Genomic DNA, 13,916 nt, shown 5'->3' with positions numbered 1-13,916 from the left:
ACGACCATCGGCGCGCCGGAACCAGAGCCCCAAAACGACACCAAAACCACAGCGCACGACCACAGCCCCGGGACCCCCGCCCCACATGTGGGGCAGCTCTACAGGGAGTTGGAGTGACCACCCGAGCCCAACGCGCTGGCACCCTGGACTGGCAGATGACGTTGGCTGGCGGGCGAAGGGCGGCGCGTGCCCGACAGGTCACAGGCACCGGACCGCGCCGACCGGGCGCGCTGGGGCGGGGCTAACGTGGGGGCGTGGCGCTCTCTCTGGCGATCTCGCCCTGTCCCAACGACACGTTCGTCTTCGACGCTCTGGTACACGGGCGGGTGCCCGGCGCGCCGCCGGTCGAGGTGACGTACGCCGACGTGGACGTCACCAACACGGCGGCCGAGCGGGGCGCGTTCGACCTGGTGAAGGTGAGCTTCGCGGCGCTGCCCTGGCTGCTCGACGACTACCACCTGCTGCCCTGCGGCGGCGCGCTCGGTCGCGGCTGCGGCCCGCTGGTGCTCACCCGCAGCGATCGCGACGGCGGGCCGGACCGCACCGACCTGACCGGTGCCACGGTGGCGGTGCCGGGCGATCGGACCACCGCCTACCTGCTGTTCCGCCTCTGGTCGGCCGGACGGCCACCGGCCCGGATCGAAGTGGTCCCGTTCCACGAGATCATGCCGGGCGTCGCGGCCGGCCGCTACGACGCGGGGCTGGTCATCCACGAGGCCCGGTTCACCTACCACCGGCACGGCCTGACCGCCCTCGTCGACCTCGGCGAGTGGTGGGAGGCCGACACCGGGCTGCCCATCCCCCTCGGCGCGATCCTGGCCCGACGCGGCGCGGTGGACCCGGAGGCCGCGGCCGGCTGGATCCGCGAGTCGGTCCGGCAGGCCTGGGCGGACCCGGCGGCCAGCCGGGAGTACGTGCTGGCGCACGCCCAGGAGATGGAACTCGACGTGGTGGACCGGCACATCGGCCTCTACGTCAACGAGTTCACGGCGGACCTGGGCGAGGCCGGTTTCGCCGCGGTGGCGGCACTGCTCGATCGAGCCGCCACCGCCGGCCTGGTGCCTCAGACCTCCAGCTCGCGCGCGACCGCGTGGACGAGCTGAGCGATCTTCTGCGCCGCCTTCTTGTCCGGGTACCGACCGCGGCGCAGGTCCGGCTGGACCTTCGCCTCCAGCACCTTGATCATGTCCTCGACGAGGCCGTGCAGCTCCTCGGCCGGCCGACGACGCAACTCCGCCATCGACGGCGGCGCGTCCAACAGCTTGACTCCCATGGCCTGCGCGCCCCGGCGGCTGTCCACCACGCTGAAGTCGACCCGCTGGCCCCCCTTGAGGTCGGTGACACCCGCCGGCAGCGCACCCTTGGGCAGGAACACGTCGCCGCCCTCGTCACTGGTGACGAAGCCATATCCCTTGGCCGTGTCGTACCACTTCACTCGACCCGTAGGCACCTGAAAACCCCTGCTTCACTTGAGCCGCTACTGCTCCAAGGCTAGCTGGATCATGCCGTCGAGCGCCGCCGGGAATTCGGTGAGATCACCCAACACCGCCTCCGCCCCTGCCGCGCGCAGCTCATCGCGGGAGCACGGGCCGGTCGCGACACCGATGCCGGGCACCCCGGCGGTCGCCGCCGCGACCATGTCCGCCACGTGGTCACCGACGTAGTGGGTCGCGTCGTGCTCCCGTAGGGCCGTCGCCTTCTGCTCGGCGAACAGGTCACCGGCCAACTCGTCCACCCTGAGGCCGAGGTGGTCCAGGTGCAGTCGGGCCAACCGGCCGATCTTCGACGTGACGACAAGCACACGGCCACCCCGGGCCCGGATCGCGTCGATGGCCTCCCGCGCGCCCGGCAACAGGACAGACGGGGTGATCGCGTACGCCGGGTACAGCTCGCGGTACACCCGCACGGCCGACTCGATCTGCTCCGGCGGGAACCAGTGCGCGATCTCGGTACGCAGCGGCGGCCCGAGTCGCGACACCGCCAACTCGGCGTCCACCGGCACGCCGGTCCTCGCCGTCAGCGCCCGGTAGGCCGCGGCGATGCCGGGGCGGGAATCCACCAGTGTCATGTCGAGGTCGAATCCGACGGTCAGTGCGGGCATGTCGAGAAACCTACCCGGCGACCCCCGGTCGGCCGGACGTCCGAGGGGCGCGAGAGCCCACTGCCGGGCTAGCGTGGAAAGACGATGACCACCTCACTCGCCGACCACCTACGGTCGCTGCCCGACGAGTCACTGGCCGCGCTCCTCCAGCTGCGGCCCGACCTCGTCGTGCCCGTGCCGGCCGACATCTCCGCCCTGTCCATCCGGGCCCAGTCCCGGGTGTCGGTGGCCCGCGCGCTGGACGGGCTGGACCAGTTCACCCAACAGATCCTCGACGCCGCCCGCCTCACCCGGAACCCGGACGACGACACCACGGCCACCGACGCCGTCCTCGCCCTGGCGACCGCCGGGCCGCACCCACCCGCTCCGACGGCCGTCCGAGCCGCCGTGGGCCGGCTGCGCGCGCTCTTCCTGCTGTACGGCCCGGAGCACGCGCTGCACGTGGTGCCCGCCGTCGACGAGGTCTCCCCGTACCCCGCCGGGCTCGGCCGGCCGGCGGCGGAGCTGGACCCGCGCACGGCCGCGCTCTGCGCGGACCCGGCGAAACTACGACGGACGCTGCTCGCCGCCCCGCCCTCGGCCCGGGCGATCCTCGACCGGCTGGCGGTCGGCCCGCCGGTCGGCAGCGTGCCGCCGGGCGCTCTGCAGGCGCCGCCGCTCGGCGCGGAGGACCCGGTGCTCGCCGACCCGACGAACGGTGGCGCGCCGACCGGTTCCCCGGTGCGCTGGCTCGTCGACAACCGGCTCCTGGTCCCCGTGACGACCGGCTCGTCGACGGCCAGCGGCACGGTGGAGCTGCCCCGTGAGGTCGGGCTGCTGCTGCGCCGCGACAGCGGACCGCTCGGGCCGCTGCGCACCAGCCCGCCGCCGGTGGCCGCCGCGCCGCGTGAGCCGAAGGCCGTCGACTCGGCCGGCGCCGGGCAGACGATGGAGGTGGTCCGACACACCGAGGGGCTGCTGGAGCAACTCGCCGAGGAGCCCGCGCCGGTGCTGCGCTCGGGCGGCATCGGTGTCCGGGACCTGCGTCGGTTGGCGCGTACCGCCGGGTTGGACGAGTCGACGACGGCGCTGCTGCTCGAGGTGGCGTACGCGGCGGGGCTCGCGGGCGAGCTGGAGATGCCGGGCGCGACCACCAGCCGGTACGGGGCGGACCAGCAGGTGCTGCCGACCGGAGGGTACGAGGTGTGGCGGGCCGCCTCGCTGGCCCAACGGTGGGAGCAGCTCGCCCGCGCCTGGCTGACCATGAGCCGGCAGGTGGGGCTTGTCGGCCGCCGCGACGACCGGGACCGGCCCATCACCGCGCTCTCCGCCGAGGCGGAACGGGCCAGCGCGCCGGCCACCCGGCGGGCGGTGCTCGCTGTGCTCGCCGACCTGGAACCGGCGACCGCGCCCACCGCGGAAGAGGTGCAGGACCTGTTGGACTGGCGGGCGCCGCGGCGCAGCCGGGGCCGGGACGCCGCCCACCGGGAGGTGCTGGCCGAGGCGGCGCAGCTCGGCGTGACCGGGCTGGGGGCGCTCACCTCGTACGGGCGGCTGCTGCTGGGTGACCTGACGTCGGCCGACGAGCGGGGCGGCGACGACCCGCTGGGCGTGCACGCCGACGTGGAGAGCGGTGACCCGTCGAGTGCCGCCCGAGCCCTGGATGCGCTGCTGCCCGCTCCGGTCGACCACTTCCTGGTGCAGGCCGACCTGACAGTCGTGGTGCCCGGCCCACCCGAGCCTGCGCTCGCCGCCGAGTTGGAGGCGATGACCGAACTCGAATCGGCTGGCGGGGCCAGCGTGCACCGGGTCACCACGGCGAGCGTGCGGCGTGCGCTGGATTCGGGCTACACGGCCGACGACCTGCACGACGTGTTCCGGCGACGGTCGCGTACCCCGGTGCCGCAGGGGCTCACCTACCTGGTGGACGACGTGGCGCGTAAGCACGGCGGGCTGCGGGTGGGGCTGGCCGGGGCGTACCTGCGCAGCGACGACGAGACTCTGATCAGTGAGGTGCTGGCCGACCGTCGGTTGGAGTCGCTGGCTCTGCGCCGGCTCGCGCCGACGGTGCTGTGTACGCCGTACCAGGTCGGTCGATTGCTGGGCGCGCTGCGCGACGCCGGGTTCGCCCCGGTGCAGGAGGACGGCACCGGCGGCACCGTGCTGACCCGCCCACGGATCCGGCGGGCCCCGGCCCGGGTGTCGGTGACCACCCGGACACTCGATCCGCTGGCCACCCCGAAGCTGCCCATGCCCCGGCTGCTCGGGGTGGTGGAGCACATCCGGCGGGGCGACGCGGCGGCGCGGGCGGCCCGGCGGGCGCCGGCGGTGGTGCGAGGCGGGGCGGCGGGGCTGGGCGGCGGCCCGGTGCCCGCGCACACCCACAGCGAGGCCCTGGCGGTGCTCCAACAGGCGGTCCGCGACAAGGCGCTGGTCTGGGTCGGTTACGTCGACGCACACGGGGCGACCGCGTCCCGGTTGGTCAAACCAGTCTCGATCGGTGCCGGCTACCTACGCGCCGAGGACGAACGGACCGAGATGCTGCACACGTTCGCGCTGCACCGGATCACCGCGGCGGTGCTGGCGGACTGAGTCGGGCGACGCCGTGTGGCTGGCCGGTCAGCGGCGGCTGCGGCGGAAGGTGCCGACCACCGAGATGATCAGCAGCAGCGCGAAGCCGGCGCCGGCGGACTCCCCGACCGAGTCGACGAAGCCCTGGCGCAGCACCAGCCAGCCGAAGAGGAACCACCCGACCAGGAGCGTCGCGGCGACGGCGTAGGCGATCACTGTCGCGCGGGACACCTCGTCGGGTGGTGGGTGGTCGTGCTCCGGGATCACCTCACGGTCGACCGTCATGCCCAGCCTCCCCGCCCGGTCCGGCCCTGGCCTCCCAGCGTGACACTCGAAGGACCTGTCGGACAGGGGGTTAACCCGGTGATTCGCCAGGTGTCGGTCAGGTGCCGGGGCGGCGGCCGATCAGCACCACCCGGGTGCCGACCCTGCCCAGCTCCCACATCCGGACCGCGTCGGCGTGCAGCAGGTTGACGCAGCCGTGTGAGCCGATCGACGTGTCGTGCAGGTAGGTGGTGGTTTCGTGGAAGCCCATGCCCTGGGTGAAGTGTTGCCAGTACGGCAGCCACACCTCGTACGGGTCGGACCACTCTTTGGGGTTGCGGAAGTTGACGGTGAACGTGCCGGCCGGGGTGCGGTAGCCGGCCATGCCGGTGCGGGTCACCGTCGGCGGCATGATCACCTTGCCGCCACGGACCGCCCAGACGGTCTGCCGGGTCAGGTCGACGCAGAACGTGGTGCCCGTGCCGGCCCTGCACCGGGCCGGGTCGGTGGTGGCGAGGCGCTGGGCCACGTCGAGGGTGGTTGGTCCGGCGCGACCCTCGACGGGGCGAATGCCGTACCTCTTCTGGAACTTCTTGATCGCGACGCAGTCGGCGGCGGACTGCCGCCCGTCCACGGTCACGGCCCCGAACCCACCCAGTCGGGCCAGGTGGGTCTCCACCTCACGCTGGTGCTGCCCCTGCGGGCAGCCGGCGACCGTCGGCGCACCGGTGGTGATGGCCGGCTTCGGCGTCGCGCTCCGGGTGGGTTTCGGCGCCGGGGGCCGGGTCGCCTTCGGCGTGGGGGTGGGTGCGGCCGGTGTCGGCCGGCCGCGCTGGTCCGGGCCGGGCGTGGCGCTCGCCCCCGTTGCCTGTTCCGCCGCACCGGCTGGGGCGGCTCCCCCGCCACCACTCCCACCGGACTGCGGATCGAACGCGCACGCACCGGCGCCGACCAGCACAACCACCACCAGGGCGACCAGTCGGGAAGTGATTCGGACACGTCGCACTCGAACCTCCCCAACCATCGTCCCATTACTAGACGTTCGTGAGTGCCGTCACGGTTGCGGCCGGTGAGCATCTTTCTTCGGAGATCCCACATCGTGCAACACTGGATGGTCGGCCAGCGGCGGGTATGCGACCCGTTCCAGCCGGACGGCCAACCGAGGAGAGGACGCTGGCGTGAGCGGTGGACCACTGATCGTGCAGTCGGACAAGACGCTGCTGCTGGAGATCGACCACCCCGACGCGCAGGCCTGCCGGATGGCGATCGCGCCGTTCGCGGAGCTGGAGCGCTCACCGGAGCACGTGCACACCTACCGGCTGACCCCGCTGGGCCTGTGGAACGCCCGGGCGGCGGGGCACGACGCGGAGGGTGTCGTCGACTCGCTGCTCAAGTACTCCCGCTACCCGGTGCCGCACGCGCTGCTCGTGGACGTGGCCGACACGATGGACCGGTACGGGCGGCTCCAACTCGCCAACGATCCCGCGTACGGGCTGGTGCTGCGCGCGCTGGACCGGCTGGTGCTGATCGAGGTGGCCAAGAGCAAGAAGCTCGCCGGGATGCTCGGCGACAAGATCGACGACGACACGATCCGGGTGCACCCGTCCGAGCGTGGCCGGCTCAAGCAGGCGCTGCTCAAGCTGGGCTGGCCGGCGGAGGACCTGGCCGGCTACGTGGACGGTGAGGCGCACCCGATCGAGCTGGCCGAGGCCGGCAAGGACGGGCGCAAGCCGTGGACGCTGCGGTCGTACCAGCGGGAGGCCGTCGAGGCGTTCTGGGCCGGCGGGTCGGGTGTGGTGGTGCTGCCGTGCGGCGCCGGCAAGACCCTGGTCGGCGCGGCGGCGATGGCCGAGGCGAAGGCGACCACGCTGATCCTGGTCACCAACACGGTCGCCGGCCGGCAGTGGAAGCGGGAGCTGATCGCCCGCACGTCGCTGACCGAGGAGGAGATCGGGGAGTACTCGGGCGAGCGCAAGGAGATCCGCCCGGTCACCATCGCGACGTACCAGGTGCTCACCTCGCGGCGCGGCGGCGCGTTCACCCACCTGGACCTGTTCGGGGCCCGCGACTGGGGTCTGGTCGTCTACGACGAGGTGCACCTGCTGCCCGCGCCGATCTTCCGGTTCACCGCGGACCTCCAGGCCCGCCGCCGGCTGGGCCTGACGGCGACGTTGGTACGCGAGGACGGCCGGGAGGGTGACGTGTTCAGCCTGATCGGCCCGAAGCGGTACGACGCGCCGTGGAAGGACATCGAGTCGCAGGGCTGGATCGCCCCGGCCGAGTGCACCGAGGTCCGGGTGACCCTGACCGACGCGGAGCGGATGTCGTACGCGACGGCGGAGGCCGAGGAGCGCTACCGGATGGCGGCGACCGCCCGCACGAAGCTGCCGGTGGTGAAGGCGCTCGTGGACCGGCACCCGGACGACCAGGTGCTGGTGATCGGGGCGTACATCGACCAACTGCACCAGCTCGGCGAATACCTCGACGCGCCGATCATCCAGGGTTCGACGACGAACAAGGAGCGGGAGCGGCTGTTCGACGCGTTCCGCACCGGCGAGATCCGCACCCTGGTGATCTCGAAGGTGGGCAACTTCTCCATCGACCTGCCCGAGGCGGCGGTGGCGATCCAGGTGTCGGGGACGTTCGGGTCGCGGCAGGAGGAGGCGCAGCGGTTGGGGCGGGTGCTCCGGCCGAAGGCCGACGGGCGGCAGGCGCACTTCTACACGGTGGTGTCCCGGGACACGATCGACACGGAGTACGCGGCGCACCGGCAGCGCTTCCTCGCCGAGCAGGGCTACGCGTACACGATCGTCGACGCCGACGACGTCCTCGGCCCGTCGCTGCCGTCCATCGACTGACCCGCCACCCGGCGGCCCGCGGCCGGCTCCCGGCGGCCGTGATCGACTCGGTTTGCAGGAAGTCGGGGCGTCCAGGGCAGGTTGATGCCCCGACTTCACCAAAGCCGAGTCGATCGATGCCCAGCCGAGCCAGCCGACTGGACGATGCTCGCCGATGCCCTGGTCACGGCACGCGGTGGCACGTAGACACCGGCCGGGCGGAAGCTCCCGCGTCGCGAACTCACGCGCCGCGAGTCCTGCCCGTAAAGCTGATCAACGCCGGCGGGATTCGGCGACGAAGACCCCGCGACCTGGACGACCCACCAGCACACCGTCGCCACGCAGCCTCGCCACCGCCCGGCTGATCGTGGACTGGGAGACGTCGTATTCATCTGCCAGCACCCGCCCGGACGGGAGTTGCGACCCGGGCGCGTAGGTACCGTCCTTGATCTTTTTCAGGAGATCGTCGAGCAGCTCGTCCATCGTGGGCGGGATAGGCACGTGGAGCCCCTTGCAGTCGGTTGGCCCGCCCAGTATTGATCAGCTACTTCGACACAGGCAACGCATGTAGCACGGATGACATAAGTGGGTAGATGACTCGGCGACATGCTTGACATAGGTGACTCAGTGGCAATAGCGTCGCTCTCGGTGATGCGGTGCTGCTGCGGTCGGTTGGCGCCTCTCGTACCGGTCTCGCATCGCCACCGGGACCCTCACCCGCCGCGCTCCCCCAGCGCGGCCTGCTGCCGCACCTCCGGAGCGGCCGCGGGGCGGGGCGGTCTCCGCCGAGCGCAACCGGCGGAGGCCGCCCCCGTACGTCGATCCATCCGACGAAGGGCAGTCACCGTGCGCAACCTGATCCGTCAGCCGGGCCCCCGCGACGAAGAACGTCAGATGCGAGAGCGCACGGCGGCGCGGACGGCCCGGTCGGCGAACCGCCGCCTCCGATGAGCGACCGCTGGGTGATCCACCTGCCGATCACCGCGCCGGACCTGCTGCGCGCGCGGATCTTCGCGCGTACCGCGGTTCGGGTGTTGGTCCGACTCACCGCGCGTGTCGAACCGGGCGGGGTGACCGTCTCGGCGGAGGACCAGCAGGGCGTACATCATTGGGTGTTCTGTGACCGACCGCTGCCCGGCGGCGGGCGGTGTGGGCTGCCCACCGACCACACCGCGCGCTGTGCGCGACGCCCGCGCTGACACGCAGCCGGCGGCCAGCGGCGCGCAGCCGGCGGCATCGGCGCGCGGCCAGCGGTGCCGACTCGACCGATCCTGGCGGTGACGCTCAACGGGAGAAGCCGCGCACGAGCACGGCCAGCCGCTGCTCGTGGCCGGCACGGCGGAGCCGGCCGCTGCGCATCAGCGTGACCAGACCGTGCAGACCGCTCCAGAACGTCTCGGTGAACGTCTCCAGGTCGTCGTCCCTGGCGGCGGGGCGCACCGTCTCGGCCAGCTCGGCGAAGCCTCGGGCCAGGTCGGTCGGGACGCTCTGACTGGCGAACGGCAGGTCCACGGCGAGGGTGAACATCGCGTCGTAGAGCGCGGGACGCCGCTCGGCGAACGCGACGTACGCCGCCGCGACGTCGGCGACCGCCTGCCGGGGATCGGCGGCCGAGGCGCGGGCGGAGGCGAGCGCGGTCGCCAGCTCGGCGAAGCCCTCGACGGCGACCGCCGCCATGATGGCGTCCTTGCCCTTGAAGTGGCTGTAGAGGACGGGCTGGCTGTACTCGATCTCGGCGGCGAGCCGCCGGGTGGTGACCGCGTCCCAGCCCTCCGTCAGGGCGAGGTCCCGGGCCGCGGCGACGATCGCCCGTTCCCGTTCCGCCCGTTCCCGCTCCCGGCGTGCCTGCGTCGACATGACAGCGACTCTAGCACCGCTAGCGATCCTGTCGATGCTCTGCTAGCGTCGCTCTTACATCTAGCAGCGCTAGCAATTGGAGCGGACCATGTTGACCCCCCTCGCCTACGGGCTCGCCGTCGTGCTCAACCTCTTCGTCGTCTTCATCGGTGTGCGGTTCCTGCTGGTGCCCACCGCGTCGGCGGCCGGGTACGGCGTACCGGCCCGGCCGGACGGAGATCGGGCCTACCTCACCGTCAAGGGAGTACGCGATCTCAGCTACGGGCTGCTCGGCCTCGCCCTGATCGCCTTCACCAGCGCCGACGCGGTCGCCTGGTTCATGCTGGTCGTCGCGCTCGTCCCGCTGGGCGACACCGTCATCGTGCTCCGCAACGGCGGAACGAAGGCCGTAGCCTTCGGCATCCACTTCGCCACCGCCGTCGTCGTCCTCCTCGACGCCGCCCTACTGTTCGCCCTGTAGCCACCGGCCAGACCGGGCCGGGCCGGGCCTTGATCGACTCGGCCTCCTGAAAGTCGGGGCAACCGGGGCATGTTGATGCCGCGGTTTCACGGAAGCCGAGTCGATCAAGGCGCGGGAGCACCCGCCGCCGGACGCGGGCGACGCCGCCGGACGCGGGCGACGCGGGCGCGTTACGACGTGGGGGGTGGGCAGCGGTCGGGGAGGGTGACCTCGCCGGGGTGGTGGTCGAAGGTGTCCATCGTGAACCACTCGTCCAACTCCGGGTCGAAGAGGTTCTGTAGGCCGAACTGCAACACCTGCCACCACCGGGTCGGGTCCCGCTGGTCGACGTAGATGTCGCCGAGCGCGAGCGGAAACCGGAAGAACTCCCCTGGCACTGTGGAACCACCGACGACGCCGACCCGCCAGTGGTCGACGTGCCGGTCCTGGGCACCTTGCAGGACCTCCGGTCCCACGTACCGCGCGGTCTTCAGTTTGTCGTTGAAGATCTGCCGGTTGAAGAACCCCGGGACCTTGCTGCACGGGCGGGGCGGGAAGAGCGGGATGTTCGGCCACTTGTAGGTGAGCGTGTAGAGCGTGTTCTCGTAGATCAGGTTGGTGAACCAGATCGGGTGTTCCGGGCCGCCGGCGGTCATCTGACTGTTGCCGTCCCGGCCCTGCCAGCTGAACGGCACGTCGATGCCGAGGTCCCGCACGATGTACCGGCCGGTGCCCTGGAAGTCGGCGGGAAGCAGCGGTGGGCGCGGGTCGCGTGGGTCGGGGGCGGTGGGACCGTCGGCCTGGGCCGCGCGGGGCAGCGGCGCCGCCGCCGGACCCGGCGCGACCACGCCGAGAGCGAACAGGCCGGCGGCTACCGCCGAAACCAGAGCCCGCCGGGTACGCCTCGACGCCATGTCCCCTCCGCCAACGTGCACAGTGGCTGGCGCACTGACCGTGCGTGCCTTCGGCGAAGCGTAGGAGCGGGAAAAACGTGAGAGCGGGCGGAACGAACGGCCTCCACCGGACGGGTGACGCATCCCGATCAACTCGGCTTCCAGAAAGTCGCGGCATCCCGGACAGGTTGATGCCCCGGTTTCACCAAAGCCGAGTTGATCAAAGCATGCGCATTGTCCGACTGCTCAGGCCGCGCGCAGCTTCCGTAGGACGTACTGGTTGAGGCTCATCCCATCCTCGGCAGCCTCGATGGCGAGTTCGCGATGCAGACTCTCCCCGACACGGAGGTTGAACTTGCCCGAATAGCTTCGTTCCGCGAATGGCTGCGGCACCGCCTCGCCCTGCTCCTCCATGTCCGCGATCACCTCCTGCACGAGACGCTGAAGGCCTTGCAGCGCCTCCACCTGTGCGGGGGCCAGCCAGGATAGCGACGGAAACTCGGCGCAAGTGGCGACGAACTCCTGGTCATCGACAGACCAGGTGACGCGGTATGTGTAATGCGTGATCTCGGGACGGGCGTCGGGTTGCATCACATCGCCTCCTTCTTGTCGATCGCCTTGAGAACCTGCCGGACCTGATACGCCTTGGCCTTGCCCTTGTCGTCCTGGATGTTGACGCGTGGGTCACCGACCCACGGCATCCTGAACACGGCATGCGAGCTGCCCGCCTGCCGCGGCTTGCCGAAGTGGTGCTCGCACACCCGATAGAGATCGTTGTAGGCGATGTTCTGCTGATGCTGTCGCATCGCTTCAACGAGCTTGGCTATCGAGGGCACCCCGCCATGGTACTACCCGCAGTACCACCGCCCCAACTCTTCAGAGGACCCGGGTCACCCGTTCCGCGGCGACGATCGCGTCCCGCCGTGTCGGGTCGAGGTTGGAGCTGATCACCACGGACGCGCCGGCCGAGAGGGGCGCGAGAAGCCACTTCAACGGCTCCTCGTGCTCGGCGGCGTCGACCAGCAGACGGTCACCGGCGCGCAGGTCCAGCATCTTCGCGTACTCCTTGGCGATCGCGCCCCACTGCCCGTAGGTGGTGCCGTCCGCGGTGGCCGGGTCCGACGGCCGGATCGCGGTGTGGTCGGGCGTTGCCTCGCCGTGGCGAAGCACCTCGGCGGACCAGTCCAACCAACCCAGCGGCACGTCGGCCAACCGCCCCGGGCCGGTGCCGACGAGGTAGCGGTGTGGCGCGTCCGGCACGTCCTCCAGCCAGTCGTCCTGCCGCTCCGGAGTCACCAGGACCGCGTCGAACGGCCGGTCGCCGCCGGGTTCGAGCACCGCCAGGCCCGCGGTGGCGCGCGGTCGGAACGACACCGCCAGGCCCGAGGCCCACGCGCCCAACAACACCGCGGCGGTACGCCAGTGCGGCGGCAGTAGCACCGCTACGCGGCTGCCGGGGCCGAGACCGCAGCCGTCCCGCAGCAGGCTCGCGCTGCGGGCCGCCCAGGAACCGACCTGCTGTGCGGTCAGGTCGACACGCTCGCCGGTCGCCTCGTCGCGGTAACTGAGCAGGGGCTGCTCGGCATCGACGGGCTGGGCCGCCAGCTCGTCCGTGACGGTTGGCTGCATCTCCACGCTCCCCGGGTCGACGTCGACCCCACCCTACGCAACGACTTTGGTCGCGCCGATCGTCGCCCGATGGCCGTATCGAGTGGCCGACTGGCGGGCGCACGGTGCAGGTGAGCCCCGAAACGCCGAGGAGTGCCCGTGCCCGCCGGACCCGACCCCGCCGAAGGCCCCGCCACCCACCGCCCTTCCACCACCGACCGACAGGCCGGCGTTGACCGCCCCGCCGGCGCTGACCACCCGACCAGGACTGACCGCCCCGCCACCACCGACCGCCCGGCCACCACCGACCGGTTGCCGCTGCGGCGGCGGCTCCTGCCCGTGATCGCGTTGCTGCTGCTCGCGCCGTGGGCGGCGGAGTGCTCGTGGGGCGGCTTCGCCATCGACGACTTCCTCCCGGTGCTGATCTTCCTGGGTCCGATGTACGGCGGCGCGGCGATCCTGATCCGGGAGACCGCCCGGCACCTCGGCGCGGGCTGGCCGACGATCGTGCTGCTCGCCGCCGCGTTCGGCGTACTCCAGGCTGGGCTTGTCGACCAGTCGCTGTTCAACCCCGACTTCCTGGACGACACCCAGTACGCCGACACCCGGGCCGCCGCCGAGGCGACGCTGGTGCCGGGGCTCGACTTCAGCCTCCGGCAGGCGTTCGACTACGTGGGTAACCACATAGTGCTGACGATCTGCGCGCCGATCGTCCTCATCGAGTCGTTCCTCGGGGCGGACCGCCGCCTTCGGCCCTGGCTGGGCCGAACCGGTCTCCTCGTCGTCGGTCTGGTCTACCTGCTCGGCAGCCTGTTCATCTTCTCGAACATCAGCGGGGACAAGGTCTTCCTGGCCAGCCCACTCCAACTGACCTTCGCGACGTCGCTGGTCCTTGCCCTCGTCGCGACGGCCCTGCTCCCGCGCTGGCGCCGCCCCCGCCCGCGCCGGACCCGCCGGGCGCCGCACCCGCTGTGGGTCGGCCTGCCCGTCGTCCTCGTCCGCCTCGGCTCCGACGTGACGCCCGGCTGGCCGGGGATGATCGTCGCGCTCGCGCTCGCCGCCGTCGCCGGAGGGCTCATCGCGAACCTGTCGACGCGCGGCGGTTGGGGGCAGCGGCACGTGCTTGTCGCCGGCAGCGCGGGCCTGGTCATGGCCGCCGCGTTCGCGTACGTGGTGCCGCCGTACTCCCCGGCGAGCCCGGCGGCGGCCCTGGCCGGCGACATCGCGGTCACCGTCGTCACGGTCACCCTGGTCGTGGGTGCCTGGTGGCGGCTGCGACGCGCTTCGCCGACTGTTCATGTCGGCGCAAGCTGACGCTCCCCCACGACTGTCAGCCTCCGTGCGGGTACGACCTAACGGAGGAAGTC

The 13,916-nt window shown here is 71.9% G+C and carries 16 protein-coding genes; 6 read left to right on the top strand and 10 right to left on the bottom strand.

The window, feature by feature from the left end; translation table 11 throughout:
* Positions 1 to 254 precede the first annotated feature (254 nt).
* Positions 255 to 1,103, top strand: a complete 849-nt coding sequence (locus tag ACGFH8_RS10345) for a 1,4-dihydroxy-6-naphthoate synthase (protein WP_393365816.1) — start codon at positions 255 to 257, stop codon at positions 1,101 to 1,103.
* On the opposite strand, the gene ACGFH8_RS10340 is transcribed toward ACGFH8_RS10345, so the two are convergent.
* Together ACGFH8_RS10340 and ACGFH8_RS10335 are read right to left on the bottom strand one after the other, a co-directional pair.
* Positions 1,064 to 1,450 carry a cold-shock protein gene (locus tag ACGFH8_RS10340; protein ID WP_074316242.1) on the bottom strand — a complete coding sequence of 129 codons (387 nt, stop codon included), beginning with the start codon at positions 1,448 to 1,450 and terminating at the stop codon, positions 1,064 to 1,066. The genes ACGFH8_RS10345 and ACGFH8_RS10340 overlap by 40 nt on opposite strands.
* 27 nt (positions 1,451 to 1,477) lie before the next feature.
* A complete protein-coding gene (locus ACGFH8_RS10335) occupies positions 1,478 to 2,101 on the bottom strand; it encodes an HAD family hydrolase (protein WP_393365815.1) in 624 nt (207 codons plus the stop codon).
* Positions 2,102 to 2,185: 84 nt separating this feature from the next.
* On the opposite strand from ACGFH8_RS10335, the gene ACGFH8_RS10330 reads away from it, so the two are divergent.
* Positions 2,186 to 4,672 (top strand): helicase-associated domain-containing protein, encoded by a 2,487-nt coding sequence (locus tag ACGFH8_RS10330; RefSeq protein ID WP_393365813.1) that lies wholly within the window; start codon positions 2,186 to 2,188, stop codon positions 4,670 to 4,672.
* Between the two features lie 27 nt (positions 4,673 to 4,699).
* Here the strand turns inward: ACGFH8_RS10330 and ACGFH8_RS10325 are convergent, their stop codons facing one another.
* The gene (locus ACGFH8_RS10325; RefSeq protein ID WP_393365811.1) at positions 4,700 to 4,936 is read right to left on the bottom strand and encodes a hypothetical protein; all 237 of its coding nucleotides are present in this window, start codon (positions 4,934 to 4,936) and stop codon (positions 4,700 to 4,702) included.
* 97 nt (positions 4,937 to 5,033) lie between these two features.
* Complete coding sequence (locus ACGFH8_RS10320) at positions 5,034 to 5,921, bottom strand: L,D-transpeptidase family protein (protein ID WP_393365809.1); 888 nt, start codon at positions 5,919 to 5,921, stop codon at positions 5,034 to 5,036.
* A gap of 172 nt (positions 5,922 to 6,093) precedes the next feature.
* Between ACGFH8_RS10320 and ACGFH8_RS10315 the strand changes: the two genes are divergently transcribed.
* The gene (locus ACGFH8_RS10315) at positions 6,094 to 7,773 is read left to right on the top strand and encodes a DNA repair helicase XPB (RefSeq protein WP_393365807.1); all 1,680 of its coding nucleotides are present in this window, start codon (positions 6,094 to 6,096) and stop codon (positions 7,771 to 7,773) included.
* Between the two features lie 252 nt (positions 7,774 to 8,025).
* On the opposite strand, the gene ACGFH8_RS10310 is transcribed toward ACGFH8_RS10315, so the two are convergent.
* Positions 8,026 to 8,235, bottom strand: coding sequence for a winged helix-turn-helix domain-containing protein (locus ACGFH8_RS10310; protein ID WP_393365805.1), 210 nt, complete (start codon positions 8,233 to 8,235; stop codon positions 8,026 to 8,028).
* Between the two features lie 464 nt (positions 8,236 to 8,699).
* On the opposite strand from ACGFH8_RS10310, the gene ACGFH8_RS10305 reads away from it, so the two are divergent.
* Complete coding sequence (locus ACGFH8_RS10305; RefSeq protein ID WP_393365803.1) at positions 8,700 to 8,951, top strand: hypothetical protein; 252 nt, start codon at positions 8,700 to 8,702, stop codon at positions 8,949 to 8,951.
* An 85-nt stretch (positions 8,952 to 9,036) separates the two neighbouring features.
* Here ACGFH8_RS10305 and ACGFH8_RS10300 read toward each other — a convergent pair whose 3' ends face one another.
* A complete protein-coding gene (locus ACGFH8_RS10300) occupies positions 9,037 to 9,609 on the bottom strand; it encodes a TetR/AcrR family transcriptional regulator (RefSeq protein ID WP_393365801.1) in 573 nt (190 codons plus the stop codon).
* A gap of 88 nt (positions 9,610 to 9,697) precedes the next feature.
* Here ACGFH8_RS10300 and ACGFH8_RS10295 point away from each other — a divergent pair, with 88 nt between their 5' ends.
* Positions 9,698 to 10,069, top strand: coding sequence for a DUF4267 domain-containing protein (locus ACGFH8_RS10295; protein ID WP_393365799.1), 372 nt, complete (start codon positions 9,698 to 9,700; stop codon positions 10,067 to 10,069).
* Between the two features lie 170 nt (positions 10,070 to 10,239).
* Here ACGFH8_RS10295 and ACGFH8_RS10290 read toward each other — a convergent pair whose 3' ends face one another.
* From ACGFH8_RS10290 to ACGFH8_RS10275, 4 genes are all read right to left on the bottom strand, one after another.
* Positions 10,240 to 10,962 carry a hypothetical protein gene (locus ACGFH8_RS10290; RefSeq protein ID WP_393365797.1) on the bottom strand — a complete coding sequence of 241 codons (723 nt, stop codon included), beginning with the start codon at positions 10,960 to 10,962 and terminating at the stop codon, positions 10,240 to 10,242.
* A 225-nt stretch (positions 10,963 to 11,187) separates the two neighbouring features.
* Positions 11,188 to 11,532: a type II toxin-antitoxin system HicB family antitoxin gene (locus ACGFH8_RS10285; protein ID WP_393367059.1), complete on the bottom strand. Its 345-nt coding sequence runs from the start codon at positions 11,530 to 11,532 to the stop codon at positions 11,188 to 11,190.
* A complete protein-coding gene (locus ACGFH8_RS10280; RefSeq protein WP_393365795.1) occupies positions 11,532 to 11,777 on the bottom strand; it encodes a toxin HicA in 246 nt (81 codons plus the stop codon). The genes ACGFH8_RS10285 and ACGFH8_RS10280 overlap by 1 nt, the downstream gene beginning before the upstream one ends.
* Before the next feature lie 40 nt (positions 11,778 to 11,817).
* Positions 11,818 to 12,570 carry a TIGR03089 family protein gene (locus ACGFH8_RS10275; RefSeq protein WP_393365794.1) on the bottom strand — a complete coding sequence of 251 codons (753 nt, stop codon included), beginning with the start codon at positions 12,568 to 12,570 and terminating at the stop codon, positions 11,818 to 11,820.
* 138 nt (positions 12,571 to 12,708) lie between these two features.
* Between ACGFH8_RS10275 and ACGFH8_RS10270 the strand changes: the two genes are divergently transcribed.
* The gene (locus ACGFH8_RS10270; RefSeq protein ID WP_393365792.1) at positions 12,709 to 13,863 is read left to right on the top strand and encodes a hypothetical protein; all 1,155 of its coding nucleotides are present in this window, start codon (positions 12,709 to 12,711) and stop codon (positions 13,861 to 13,863) included.
* The last annotated feature ends 53 nt before the right edge of the window (positions 13,864 to 13,916 follow it).

Origin of the sequence: Micromonospora sp. NPDC049175, assembly GCF_043197345.1 — a bacterium.
Taxonomy (GTDB): Bacteria; Actinomycetota; Actinomycetes; order Mycobacteriales; family Micromonosporaceae; genus Micromonospora.
The sequence above is the reverse complement of the archived record's forward strand: the minus strand, read 5'-3'. Positions and strand labels throughout refer to the sequence as shown.